At 48.3% G+C, this 13,856-nt stretch carries 6 protein-coding genes; 2 read left to right on the top strand and 4 right to left on the bottom strand.

Going from position 1 to position 13,856, the window contains the following annotated elements:
* Positions 1-51 precede the first annotated feature (51 nt).
* From ACUJFL_RS01655 to ACUJFL_RS01645, 3 genes are read right to left on the bottom strand one after another with little or no spacing between them, the layout of a single operon-like run.
* Complete coding sequence (locus tag ACUJFL_RS01655; protein ID WP_445428300.1) at positions 52-3,129, bottom strand: efflux RND transporter permease subunit; 3,078 nt, start codon at positions 3,127-3,129, stop codon at positions 52-54.
* The gene (locus tag ACUJFL_RS01650; RefSeq protein ID WP_445428299.1) at positions 3,126-6,203 is read right to left on the bottom strand and encodes a multidrug efflux RND transporter permease subunit; all 3,078 of its coding nucleotides are present in this window, start codon (positions 6,201-6,203) and stop codon (positions 3,126-3,128) included. Before ACUJFL_RS01650 ends, ACUJFL_RS01655 begins: the two co-directional genes overlap by 4 nt.
* On the bottom strand, positions 6,203-7,411 hold the full coding sequence (locus ACUJFL_RS01645) for an efflux RND transporter periplasmic adaptor subunit (RefSeq protein ID WP_445428298.1): 1,209 nt from the start codon (positions 7,409-7,411) through the stop codon (positions 6,203-6,205). The genes ACUJFL_RS01650 and ACUJFL_RS01645 overlap by 1 nt, the downstream gene beginning before the upstream one ends.
* Before the next feature lie 297 nt (positions 7,412-7,708).
* On the opposite strand from ACUJFL_RS01645, the gene ACUJFL_RS01640 reads away from it, so the two are divergent.
* On the top strand, positions 7,709-8,344 hold the full coding sequence (locus ACUJFL_RS01640) for an NAD(P)H-dependent oxidoreductase (protein WP_445428297.1): 636 nt from the start codon (positions 7,709-7,711) through the stop codon (positions 8,342-8,344).
* Between the two features lie 197 nt (positions 8,345-8,541).
* Positions 8,542-12,894: a CHASE domain-containing protein gene (locus tag ACUJFL_RS01635; protein WP_445428296.1), complete on the top strand. Its 4,353-nt coding sequence runs from the start codon at positions 8,542-8,544 to the stop codon at positions 12,892-12,894.
* On the opposite strand, the gene ACUJFL_RS01630 is transcribed toward ACUJFL_RS01635, so the two are convergent.
* Positions 12,876-13,778 (bottom strand): LysR family transcriptional regulator, encoded by a 903-nt coding sequence (locus ACUJFL_RS01630; protein WP_445425907.1) that lies wholly within the window; start codon positions 13,776-13,778, stop codon positions 12,876-12,878. The two genes, ACUJFL_RS01635 and ACUJFL_RS01630, sit on opposite strands and share 19 nt — an antisense overlap.
* Positions 13,779-13,856: the final 78 nt, after the last annotated feature.

Below are 13,856 nucleotides of genomic sequence, written 5' to 3'. Positions count from 1 at the left end.
GCTTTATGCTACAGTGCGGCCTGACGATTTTTAACGTTGAAACTTGCTAAGTTATTTCAGCGACACCTCTGCAGATGGCGAAGCGCTTTCAGCACGCGGTGCACGGCGAAACTTGCTCAACAACAAGTACACCGCAGGCGTGGTGTACAAGGTCAATAATTGACTGACTAATAAGCCGCCCACGATGGTGATGCCCAGTGGTTGTCGCAACTCAGACCCCTCACCAACCCCTAATAATAACGGCACCGCACCTAATAAAGCGGCGAAATTGGTCATTAAGATTGGCCGTAACCGCTGCTGCGCCGCTAACGCAATCGCCTCGATTGGTGCCAAACCTTGATTGCGCTCGGCGGCCAATGCAAAGTCGACCAGCAAAATGGCGTTTTTCATTACAATACCGATCAGCAAAAACAGCCCTAACAGGGCAATTAAACTAAAATCGCTATTAGTTAAATACAGCGCTAGCAGGGCACCTAAGCCAGCACAAGGCAAGGTAGACAAAATCGTGATCGGTTGTAGCAAACTCTCATACAAAATGCCTAACAACAGATACACCGCCACAACCACCGCAATCACCAACCAGGTTTGATCGCTACTTTTAAAAATAGCATTGCGCTGGTTTTCACCACTGACCACCACGATAGCCCCGGGCAACATCACTTCTGCCATAGCTTGCTCAATCGCTATAGAGGCTTGCTCCATAGTGGTGCCTTCTTCTAGACCATAACCAATATTTACCGAGGCAAATTGTCCTTCATGCTGCACCCGGTCATTAACTAAACCATACTGATAGCTGGCGATAGCCGCTAAAGGAACAAGGCGACCATCATTGGTAATTACCTGTAACTGCTGCAACACTTCGGGCTGAGCGGTATAACCGGGTAACAGCTCCATCACAATGCGGTACTGGTTTTGCTGATCATACAAGGTCGCAACTTGTCGTTGCGAAAAGGAGTTATTCAGCACCGTGGCCACCGTGCGCATATCCACGCCGAGCCGCTGCGCCGCTTCGCGATCAATGGTTAACTCAATTTGCTGTGCATCTTCACCACCGGGGGTATCAACATCGACTAACCCAGGGACTTCTTGCAGTTTTTCGCCGACAACCTTGCCCCATTTTCGCAGCAAATCTAAATCATCTGATAACAACTGCACTTCATAGTCACTGCGGCTGAAGGGTGAGGATAAACGAATATCTTGATCGACATTCATAAACAGAATGCCGCCAGGCACTTTTGGCGCATTGGCTCGAAGCCGATCCACCACAGCACGAGCCGACACTTGGCGCTCTGCAAGCGGCTTTAACCGCACGCGCATTTGCGAATTACTGACACCGCGATCCCCCCCCGCCGAGCCGATTAAGTCAGCCACGGCAGGATCTTGCAAGACATACTGGCGAAAAGCTTCGATTTTTGGCTGCATCATTTGATACGACGCGCCATCATCGCCGCGAACAAACCCATTCAACTGGCCAGTATCTTGCTCTGGTAATAAACCCGATGGCACCTTGTCATATAACCAAGCGCTGGCGGCAAATAACAACACTAATAACAGCAATAACCAGCGATAATGCCGTAAGCAAACATCAATACTGTGCCGATATCCTTGCTGCAAACGCCAAAAGAAACCGGAGGTGGCCTGTTGCTTAGTGGGTTTACGCAACAATAATGCTGACATACTGGGCGTTAAGGTCAGCGAAATAAGTAATGAAATCACCATCGCCGCCACTAACGTAATAGAGAACTCACGGAATAACCGCTCAACTAAGCCCCCCATAAACAAAATAGACAGGAAAATCACAATCAGTGCCAAATTCATCGCTAACAAGGTAAAGCCCACTTCAGCTACGCCTTGCCTTGCCGCTTGTAACGGCGCTAAACCGCGTTCAAGATGGCGACGAATATTCTCGACGACCACAATGGCATCATCAACCACTAAACCGGCAGCGACGATTAGCGCCATCACCGATAAGTTATTCAATGAAAACCCAAACAAATACATCGCGGTAAAAGCGCCAATTAATGACACTGGGATCGCCACACTGGGGATTAACGCGCTGCGAAAATTGCCTAAAAAAGCCCAAACAACCAACACCACCAAAATAACGGCCAGTGTTAAACTCCATTGCGCTTCTAAAAGCGTGGCACGGATCACCGGGCTGCGATCCATTACCACCGCTAAATCGGCACCGGCTGGCGTTAAGGCTTGCAGTAAAGGCAGTTCGTTGTAAATAGCATCAACGGTTTCGACTATATTGGCACCGTTGCGCCGACTGACCATTAAAATCACCGCGTCTTTATCGTTATGAAAGCCCGAACTGTAGCGGTTTTCCGTCGAGTCACTAACAATGGCTACGTCAGATAAACGGATCGGCGCGCCATCGGTATATTTAACAATTAAATCTTGATAATCCGCCGCACGGCGCAAGGTTTCACTGGTGGCCAATTGCCAGCGATGGCTATCCGTTTCTAATACACCTAAGGGTACTGAGGCATTAACCGTATTAATGGCGCTGCGCACTTCATCTAACGCCACTCCATAATGCGCCAGCATACCGGGGTTCAGTTGCACCCGCACCGCCGGTAGCGACGAGCCCGTGACCTCGACTTCACCCACCCCTGTAATTTGCGCCAACTTTTGCGCCAACACCGTTGAAGCATTGTCATACAGCGTGCTGCCCGCCAAATGACTAGAGCTCAAAGCTAACGCCATAATCGGCGCTTGCGATGGGTTAAACTTGCGATAAACCGGATTGCCAGGCATCCCAGCGGGTAACTGGCCACGCGAGGCGTTAATGGCCGCCTGTACTTCACGGGCCGCGGCATCCACATTACGATCTAACTCAAATTCTAAACGAATTTGCGTAGCGCCCTGACTACTTGACGAACTGATGCGGCGAATACCTGAAATGCTGCCTAATGCGCGCTCTAACGGCGTCGCAACCGTAGCCGCCATGCTGTCGGGGCTGGCACCAGGTAAGTTGGCCGTGACCACGATCATCGGAAAATCGATAGCCGGTAGTGGAGACACTGGCAGCAAGCGCCAGCTCAACAAGCCCATTAACAAAATCGCCGTCGCGATTAACGCACTGGCCACCGGCCGCTGAATAAAAGGCTGCGCCAGATTCATAGCGGTGCCACCTCAGCACTTGGTTTAATTTGGCGTTGACCAAACATACGGTCAAACCATAAATACACTACCGGCGTGGTAAAGAGGGTTAATACCTGACTAACCAATAACCCCCCCACCATCACTAAACCTAACGGCTGGCGCAGCTCAGCACCTGAACCACTGGCAAGCATCAGCGGGATGGCGCCAAACAAGGCTGCCAAGGTGGTCATTAAGATCGGCCTAAAACGCAGTAAAGCAGCCTGATAAATGGCTTCGGCTGGAGTCATGCCGCGATTACGCTGCGCGTCTAACGCAAAATCGACCATCATAATGCCGTTCTTTTTAACCAAACCTATCAACAACACGATACCGATAACGGCAATCAAATCGAGCGGCTGCCCTGTTAACAGTAACGCCAATAAGGCACCGACGGTGGCAGAAGGTAAGGTTGATAAGATGGTCACGGGATGGATTAAGCTTTCATACAAGATCCCCAGCACGATATACATGGTGATAATAGCCGCAAGAATTAACCATAGCGTGTTATCCAAAGAAGAACGGAAGGCCTCTGCTGCACCTTGGAAACTCAGCTCAACTTCAGCGGGCAGTTGCAGTTGTTGCTGCACTTGCTCGATCGCGGCTACCGCCTGACCGAGTGAATACCCTTGGGCTAAGTTAAAAGATAAGGTCACGGCCGGGAACTGCCCTTGCTGGTTAATCAGCAAACGGGTAGGTCGCTGACTCACCTTCGCTACTGCCGCTAGGGGTACTGAGTCGCCTCGGCTATTGGTTAAATACAACTTATCAAGCGCGTCCACCCCTTGCACCTGTGCAGGGTCAACTTCTAACACCACCCGATATTGATTACTTTGCGTAAACAAGGTGGCGATTTGCCGCTGACTATAAGCACTTTGCAACACTGAGCTAATTTGTGACACCGTTAACCCCAATTGCGCAGCGGCATTGCGGTCAATATCAATATAGGCTTGTAAGCCTTGCTGCTGCAGATCGTGCGCCACCTCAGAGAGCTCAGGTTGTTGCTGTAAAGCCTCAACCAGCTCGGGAAGCCACTGGCTAAGGGTCTCGTAATCAGGTGTACTAAGCGTAAACTGATATTGCGTGCGGCTAACCCGATCTTCAATACTCAGTTCCTGCACCGGCTGAAACCAGCCTTTAATCCCGGGGACATCTAACACTTGCTGCTCCAGCTCACGGATAATTTCTACGGCAGATTGCGAGCGCTCATTGTGCGACGTTAAGTTCAGTAAAATACGACCGCTGTTAATACTGCTATTACTGCCATCGACACCAATAAACGACGATAAGCTAGCGACATCTGGGTGTTGCAGCATATTTTCGGCTAAAGCTTGCTGACGCAGTGCCATCGCTTGAAAAGAAACATCCTGTGGCGCTTCGGTGATCACTTGAATGACACCACTATCTTGCACCGGGAAGAACCCTTTGGGCACCGCCATATACAAGCCCACGGTTAACGCCACGGTAGCGGCTAAACTTGCCAGCGCCAGCCGTTGATGGCGCAACACCCATTGCAAACCACGACCATAACGCTGGATCACCCGCTGCATTAAATCATTCGGGTTATCATGCGCTGGCATTTTGGTTAGCAAACGCGCACAGAGCATCGGCGTTAAAGTGAGCGACACCACTAGCGAAATCATAATGGCCACCGCTAAGGTCACGGCAAATTCAAAGAATAAGCGCCCCACTACATCGGCCATAAACAATAGAGGGATCAGCACCGCTATTAGAGAGAAGGTCAATGAAATCAGGGTAAAACCAATTTCTTTCGCGCCTTTTAGTGCCGCTTCCAGCGGCGAAGCGCCTTCTTCACGGTGGCGCGCAATGTTCTCCAGCATCACGATGGCATCATCGACCACAAAGCCGGTGGCAATGGTCAGTGCCATTAACGTCAGGTTGTTCACTGAAAAATCTAACCACAACATGACCGCGAAAGTACCAATTAACGACAGCGGCACAGCTAAGCTAGGAATGATGGTTGCCGGTATGGTACGCAGAAACACAAAGGTCACTAAAATCACCAAAAACACAGCAAAAACCAGTTCTTTTTGCACATCGCGTACCGACGCTCGAATGCTTTGCGTTCGATCGGTTAACACCATCACATCAACTGCGGCAGGTAAGGTCGCGGTTAATTGCGGCAAGAGTTGCCGCACACGATCGGCGACTTCAATGACGTTAGCCCCCGGTTGACGCTGAATATTCAGTAACACCGCCGGTTGCTCATTGGCCCACGCGGCTAAAAAGCGATCTTCAGCGCCTTGTTCAATACTGGCGACATCACGTAAACGCACCGGCGAATTATCGCGCCAAGCGATGATCAGGTTCTCGTATTCAGCGGTGTCGTTAATTTGATCATTCGCATCTAATAAGGTTGAACGAAACGGGCCGTCAAAGCTGCCTTTCGGTTGATTGGTATTGGCTGCAGCAATAGCTTGACGCAAATTTTCTAGGCTCAAGTTCATATTGGCTAATGCCGCAGGATTGGCTTTAACCCGGATGGCAGGGCGCTGTCCGCCGGCGAGGCTAACCATACCGACGCCCGGTAATTGCGCTAACTTTTGTGCCATACGCGTATCCACTAAATCATAGACTTGCGGTAAACGTAAGGTTGCCGAGGTAATGGCTAAGGTTAAGATAGGTGCATCAGCTGGATTCACTTTGCGGTAAATCGGCGGTGTCGGCATATCCGATGGCAATAACGAGGAAGCAGTATTAATCGCCGCCTGGACTTCTTGCTCGGCAACGCCCATATCCACCACTAAAGCAAACTGCAGGGTAATAACCGACGCGCCAGCCGAGCTGCTAGACGACATTTGTTTTAAACCAGGAATTTGCCCCAAGCGCCGCTCAAGCGGCGCGGTAATGGTTCGCGTCATAATGTCTGGGCTAGCGCCCGGGTTAAAACTAAATACTTGGATGATCGGATAATCAACCTGAGGCAATGCTGCTACCGGCAGCTGCCGCCAACTGAGCACGCCAGCAATTAAAATGGCTAGCATTAACAGCGAGGTAGCAACCGGTCTAAGAATAAACGGGCTGGAAAGGTTCATTATTGCGCCCTCTGCGGACGTCTTCTTGGTTGCTCAGTTACGGGTTTTGCTTCTTTAACCGAGCCATCATTTTCTATCACTTCAACCGCACGACCTGGCCGTAAACGATCCAAGCCTTCCAGCACCACGGGCGTACCCGGCTGTAAACCTGCGGTGATGGCCACTTTGCCATTATCGACCGCCCCTAGGGTAACTTGACGAATTTGTGCACGATTTTGCTCAATGGTGTAAATATAGGTTCCGGCCGAGCCATATTGCACCGCATCTTGCGGGATCGTAATAGCCCCTTGTTGCACCGAAACATTTAAACGCACATTAACAAACTGATTTGGAAACAGCTCTTCTTGTTCATTTTTAAACTCGGCTTTTAAGCGTAGCGTGCCCGTTGTTGCATCAATTTGGTTATCTAAAGTGGTTAGCACGCCTTGACTCAGCAGCTGCTGCTCTGCGCGATCCCAAGCTTCTACGGTTAACACCTGCCCACTGCGAAAGGCATTACGAACTTGTTGCAGCTGGCTTTCAGGAATGGCGAATACCACCGTAATTGGCGAGCTTTGGGTAATGGTAACCAGCCCTTCGGCACTATTCGCTTGCACCAGGTTACCCACATCAACCCGGCGTAAGCCTAAACGCCCGGTAATAGGAGCATGAATTTTGGTATAGGATAACTGTAACTTCGCCGCATCTAACTGCGCTTGAATACTCTTGCGGCTGCCTTCTAATTGCGCGACCAATGCCTGTTGCGTATTATATTGCTGCGCAGAAATAGAGCTTTGTTCGCGTAATTTGCTATACAGATCTAAATCCATCTTCGCATTTTTCAATTGCGCGGTGTTTTGCTCTAACTGCCCTTGAGCTTGGGCAAATTGAATTTGATAATCGGCCGTATCAATTTCCGCTAATAGCTGACCTGCGGTCACTTTATCGCCTTCTTTAAAATGCAGCTGGGTTAACGGCCCGCTAACGCGGCTTTGTACAATCACCGTGTTGAGCGGCGTCACCGTACCAATGGCTTTTACTTGCACACGTAAGTCAGCCAACTCGGCGTCGACAACACGAACCGGCACTGGCATGGCCCAAGGACTAGTGGGTCGTTGCCCAGCCTCTGCAGCCGGCGCCTCTGCAGTTTTTGGCCAAAACCAATAAGCGCTTGCTGCTGCCACCAACACCGAGGCAACGATGAACATTGTTTTTTTCTGCCAAGCCATTTTGTATTTCCTTCACCCTGGATCTTAAATTGCTGACACTATAATGTGCCGACAGCCCGCACTCAACGCGACAACCGTCAAGATTTGGTAAAGACGCGCCTGCATTCGCCCAACTGCATTTTTCTGACGGTAGATAGCAGTAAATGCCCTCACGCACCGCAGCGCACACGCCCATAAAACCGTTACAACAAGCTAGCGTACGTAAAAAAACAGTTTGCGCTAAACCTTGAAAGTCAGGCTTGCCGTACCTAACTCCTAAACCACTGCTGCTTATACATAGAAATAGGAATGATGATCATGTCCAACACGCTTGAATTACTTAACTGGCGATATGCCACCAAAAAAATGAAACCCGATGCGATAGTGCCCACTGAAAAGCTCAATATTATTCTGGAGTCAATCCGTTTATCCGCCAGTTCAAGTGGCCTGCAGCCCTATCAGGTATTAGTGGTAACGGATGACGCCTTAAAAGCACAAATTCGTAAAGTGGCGTGGGATCAGTCACAAGTTACTGATTGCTCGCATTTATTGGTGTTTGCTGCTTGGGATAACTACACCCCTGAGCGTATTAATATGATGTTTGACTTGGTTAACGAACAGCGCGGTTTTAAAAACGAAGGTTGGGAAGCCTATCGGCAAAAACTCTTGGCTTATTATCCACAACGTCCGGCCGAGCAAAACTTTGAGCATGCCGCACGTCAAGCTTACATTGGTTTAGGCTCCGCCCTGATCGCGGCAGCGGAACAAGAGGTGGATTCTACGCCAATGGAAGGTTTCGAACCTGAGCACGTTGATCGCATTCTGGGATTAGGTGAACTGGGTTTAAAATCGGTGATATTACTGCCATTGGGCTACCGTGAAGCCGGTGCTGATTGGTTAGTTGACTTGAAAAAAGTACGCCGCGACAGTGCTGATTTCCTGATTCATCGCTAAATACCCACCGCTTCCACATGGTGGAAGCGGTGTTTTACCTCTCCCTCGGCTTTTTCATTAAAACCAAAAACAACATGTTAAAACGTGGCTTTTCAATCTGGCTCAAGCTATCTTTAATATGCTTGTTATTTCAGCGCATTAAAATGCGACAAGCTTGCTACGATGTATCTTAAATAACAAAAAAGGAAGCGCCTCTGTTGCCCAAATTTAACAAATCGCTATTAAATAAATGGTCATTGCTTGTTTTAATTTGCAGCCTAGCATTGAGTATTACCCTGAGTTATAAAGTTCATCAAACAAACCAGTCACGTATTCATACAGCCGCCAAAGCCTCACTGCAACAAAAAGCACAAGATATCTTAACGCGTTTTCAACTTTATCAATATGGATTACGCGGTGCTCGTGGAGCACTAATAACAATAGATGAAGAAAAAATAAGCCGAGACCTATTTCATCGTTATAGTCAAACCCGAGATGTGGATAGCGAATTTCCTGGCGCGCGTGGTTTTGGTTTTATTCGCAGAGTACCACGCCAGCAAGAGGCGGCCTTTTTAGCAGCAGCCCAAGCGGATGGTTGGCCTAGTTTTAGTATCAAAGAGCTGACGCCTCACATAGGCGAGCGCTATGTTATCCAATATATTGAACCGGTAGATCGAAATCTCGCGGCTATCGGCTTAGACATCGCCTCAGAACATAATCGCTATCAGGCGGCTTTGTCTTCCATGCAAAGCGGGGAGGTGCGGTTAACAGGGCCGATCACCTTAGTACAAGCTAGCGGTCAACCTCAACAATCCTTTTTAATTATGATGCCAATGTACCGTGGTGCAGTTACACCAAAAACAGTGGCCGAGCGCGAAGAATTAGCTTTTGGATGGAGCTATGCAGCACTCTTGATGTCAGAGGTATTAGCCGATAAAAGTATTGATAGCCAACAGGTCATCTTGCATTTAACTGATATTACCGATCCCGAAAAACCTGATCTATTTTTTAAAAATACGACACATAACCAAATCGGGCTTTACCCCATCAGGGAAACACACCAAGTTTATGGTCGTACTTGGCAGTTTGATTACTCAGTCACGCCACAATTTATCGCAGAACTGCGACTGCCCTCACCTTCACAACTCGGTATTATTGGCTCAATGCTGTCCTTCTTGTTGGCCTTACTAACAGGGTTAATTAATATCAATTTAACCCATAAGCGTTTGTTACAAGCGGAACAAGCTAAACTCGCAGCTATTGTACATAGCTCAGCAGATGGCATTATTGGTCATACTATTGACGGCAATATAACAAGTTGGAACCAAGGCGCAACAGCTATTTTTGGCTTTAAAGCGGATGAAGCGATAGGCAAAACGCTAAACAAACTGATTGTCAGGCCAGCGGATATCGACGCCGACTTGGCTTTTTTTAAACGCGCCGCGCAGGGCGAATACATTCCTAATGTTGAGGTTGTACGTCAACATAAAAATGGCAAATCTATCGATGTGTCTGTAACCTTTTCACCCGTTCGTTCGTCAGAGGGTCGCGTAATTGGCGTGTCTAAGGTTGTACGCGACATTTCGAAACAGAAAGCCGCCGAAGCGAAGATCCAACAACTTAACGCAGATTTAGAAACACAGGTTGAGCAGCGAACCGCTGATTTGGCCAAAATTAATTTACTCTTTAAAAATGTGCTGTCGGCAGCCTCTGAATTTGCCATTATTGCTACCGATACCTCAGGAGAAATTCAACTATTCAACCATGGCGCTGAGCGCTTATTAGGGTATCAAGCGTCTGAAGTGATCGGCCAAACCACACCTTTATTGTTTCATGATCAAACCGAAATTGCCTCACATGCTATCTCACTGTCTAAAATCCACAATACCCATATTAGTGGCTTTCAAACGTTAATTTACACCTCTAATCTTACCGGTGTAGATAAAGGCGAATGGCATTATATTCGTAAAGATGGCCAACGCTTTCCGATCACCATGGTGGTTACCACCATGCGTAACGTGCAAGCTCAAGTTGTCGGCTATCTCTGTATTTCAACGGATATTACTCAACAAAAACAACAACAAGCCGCTTTGCTATCAATTCAAAAGCAATTATTGTCAAAAACTGAACAACTGACGCTGGCCTATGAAGTTGCCCAACTCGGCATTTGGGAATGGTCTATCAGCGATGATGTGCTGCAATGGAATGACAAGATGTTTCAGCTGTACGAGCAACCCATCACTTTACGCGAACAAGGCTTAAATTATGCACATTGGGAGTCTCGGGTGCATCCAGAAGATCGCGCTTTCACTCTCTCCAGCCTACACAATGCCGTTGCCGGTATTGGTGAATATACCCTGACCTTTCGACTGATTTTACCCAGTGGAAAAACTCGCTACATTCAAGCAGGTGCCTATGTACAGCGCGATGAAAAAGGACGGGCCATTAGAGTCATTGGCGTAAACAGTGATATCACTGCTACACATGAGTTAGAACAATACTTACGAGAGTCTAAAGCCGCTGCAGAAGATGCCAATGCAGCCAAATCGTTATTTTTAGCCAATATGAGCCATGAAATTCGTACCCCGATGAACGCCATATTGGGTATGCTGCAACTGATGAAAACCACCGAACTTTCCATGCAGCAAGATGATTATACCAGTAATGCGCAGATTGCCGCCGAGTCGCTACTGCATTTAATCAATGACATCCTCGATTACTCAAAAATTGAAGCAGGTAAATTAGAATTAGAACAGCATCCTTTTAATCTGGATGAATTGATGCGGGAGTTAGCCGTGGTTCTGGCGCATAACCTCGCGACTAAAACAGTAGAATTGCTGTTCGATATCGATCCCGAACTTCCACAATGGATTATTGGCGACAAACTTCGACTACAACAGATCCTGATTAACCTAGCGAGTAATGCCATTAAATTTACTCACCAGGGTGAAGTCATCATTCAGTTACAACAAGTTCATGCACAAGATCGTGCCTGCCGGATCCGCTTTAGTGTAATCGATACGGGTATCGGTATAAGTCCGGCCCAGCAACAGCGCATCTTTGATGGTTTTACTCAGGCTGAAGCGTCTACCACACGTCAATATGGTGGTAGTGGCTTGGGCTTAGTGATCAGTAAAAATATGGTGCAGATGATGGGCGGGGAATTACAGCTTAAAAGTGCTTTAGGTGAAGGTAGCCACTTTTGGTTTGACATTGACTTAGCGCTAGATACCGACAGAGCCTTAGCTGAAGCAACAACGTTTGAAAAAGATACCAACATTTTAATTATTGATGACAACCCTTCAGCTCTGACGCTCTTAAGCCAGGCGGTCAGTCAGCATGGTGCCAAGGTGCTAACCGCGGCATCGTTAATAGCCGCAAAGGCTGAGCTGACAGGCTGCTATGCCCAGCAGCAAAGCATACAGGCGCTACTGCTGGATTACCCTCTACCCGACTTGAGCGAACTCAGCACATTAAAACAACTCAACACATCTACTGACCACGCCTTGCCGCCGATTATTATGCTGGTAACGGCAAAGGGCCGTGAAGCCCTTTGCACCCTACCGCAAGACCGTCAGATACCCTACGCCGCCATGCTCACGAAACCCGTTACCCCCAAGCAATTAGTTGAACTGATCGCGAGCGTGCTTGCCGGTAAACAACCTGCGCTGAACACACGAGTGAAGCCATCAAAACGCACAAAACAGCTCAAAGGGCTGCGGCTCTTGCTAGTCGAAGATAATGAAATTAACCAGTTCGTGGCCAAAGAATTACTGCAAAACGAAGGCGCCATAGTGGATATTGCGACAGGCGGGCTCGAAGGGGTAAATGCAGTGTTACAAAGCAGCACACCAGAACAAGGCTATGATGCGGTCTTAATGGATGTGCAGATGCCTAACATAGATGGTCTTGAAGCCACTCGGCGCATTCGCGCCGATGGCCGTTTTTCTGATTTACCCATAATCGCAATGACCGCCAATGTGTATGCCGCTGATCAAGCCGCTTGCTTGCAAGCCGGTATGAATGCGCACCTGACCAAGCCCTTTGATATTGATGCCGTCATTAGCACATTACTTCAGTATACGGGCCGAAGCCCAGCAGCGGCAAACAGCAACAACCTAAACAAACTGCCAATTAACCGCCATAAACGTATCGTTATGGAACAAGCAATAAACAGCGCAGAGGCAGATCTGCCAAGCCAGCCTCGCATCATAAAAACGCGTGCCAACTTGCTGCAACGTTTTGCCGATAATGAACAGTTTTTTCAGAGGATCTTGCAAAGTTTCGAATCAAACCTAGCACAGCAATTAATAGACTTGCAGCGAGCCATTACACAGCAAGACTGGGCCCAGATGCTAGCCATTGTGCATACACTAAAAGGCACTTCTGGTACTGTGGGGTTAACCGATCTGCACCAGCTACTTTGTCAGCTGGAACACAACCTAAAGCAGGCCAGCGTGCATGCCGAAGACGTTGCAACCTTTACTATGCTCACTAGTGAACTTGAGCAGCAAATCCGAACTGCCGCTGCTAACGAGTTAAGCATCATTCATCAGCTATTCGCCGAGTAAGATAGTCTTTGCGCATCAAAAGCGTCTAATAAAAAACTTTGCTGTGGATGCATCAATTCACGATGGGTGGTGATAAAGTAAAAGTTCTCATACACCTCTGGCAGCATCAGGTATTTCTCTAAACTGCCATTTTTTAATTCATCTTTTACTACCACCTCGGGGATCACCGACAAGGCGCCACTGTCGCGCGTTAACAGCCGCAGCATCGCCATATCATCTGCCTCTGCTACGACATCGGGTTGCAACTGGTATTGTGCGGCCAAGGCATCAAAGGCAGTGCGGATCGGGCTATGCACTGGTGGTAACACCCAGCGCTGTTGTTGATAGGCTGCCAAGTTTTCGGGTAAGGCTTTACCCGGCGGGCCAATCACTGCCACCGGTTGTCGTGCCAACAAACGACACTGCCACAGTTGATTATCGGTTCCTTGCACCGCAATATTGCTTAATACTAGGTCTAATTGATGTGCGGCCAGTGCATTCAGTAACGCCGTTTGATTCATCGAAAACAAGCTGTAACGCACATTAGAAGACAACAGCAAGGGCGCGATAAAGCTTTCAATAAAGTTTCGCGACATCGTGGCTAAAGTGCCAATGCGCAGAGGGTTGTGTTGCGGTTGCATGCCTTTCAGCAGCAATTGCTCCAGCTCCTCGCCACGGCTAAAAATATCTTCGGCATATTTTAAGGTTTGATAGCCGCTGTCGGTTAACACTAAGCGCCGCCCCTGCCGCGAGAACAGTTGTACCTGCATGCTTTGTTCAAATTGCTTGATTTGTGCCGACAAGGCCGACTGCGAAATATGCAAGCGCTGCGCGGTTTCGGTCAAGTTACCACCACGGGCCACCTGCCAAAAATAATAGAGATGATGGTAATTCAGTCGGCTCATAGTTCTCTTTTAGTGAACAATTTCTAACTTAATATGTATTTTACTTATATTAGTGCATTTCGCAAAATAGCACCACGT

The organism is Alishewanella sp. HL-SH05 (genome assembly GCF_052655985.1).
This window is presented reverse-complemented; position numbering and strand designations above follow the sequence as displayed.

Bases quoted from the DNA above. Each gene is read 5' to 3' on its own strand.
- ACUJFL_RS01655 (WP_445428300.1), bottom strand. From the start codon at position 3,129: ATGAATCTGGCGCAGCCTTTTATTCAGCGGCCGGTGGCCAGTGCGTTA.
- ACUJFL_RS01650 (WP_445428299.1), bottom strand. From the start codon at position 6,203: ATGAACCTTTCCAGCCCGTTTATTCTTAGACCGGTTGCTACCTCGCTG.
- ACUJFL_RS01645 (WP_445428298.1), bottom strand. From the start codon at position 7,411: ATGGCTTGGCAGAAAAAAACAATGTTCATCGTTGCCTCGGTGTTGGTG.
- ACUJFL_RS01640 (WP_445428297.1), top strand. From the start codon at position 7,709: ATGTCCAACACGCTTGAATTACTTAACTGGCGATATGCCACCAAAAAA.
- ACUJFL_RS01630 (WP_445425907.1), bottom strand. From the start codon at position 13,778: ATGAGCCGACTGAATTACCATCATCTCTATTATTTTTGGCAGGTGGCC.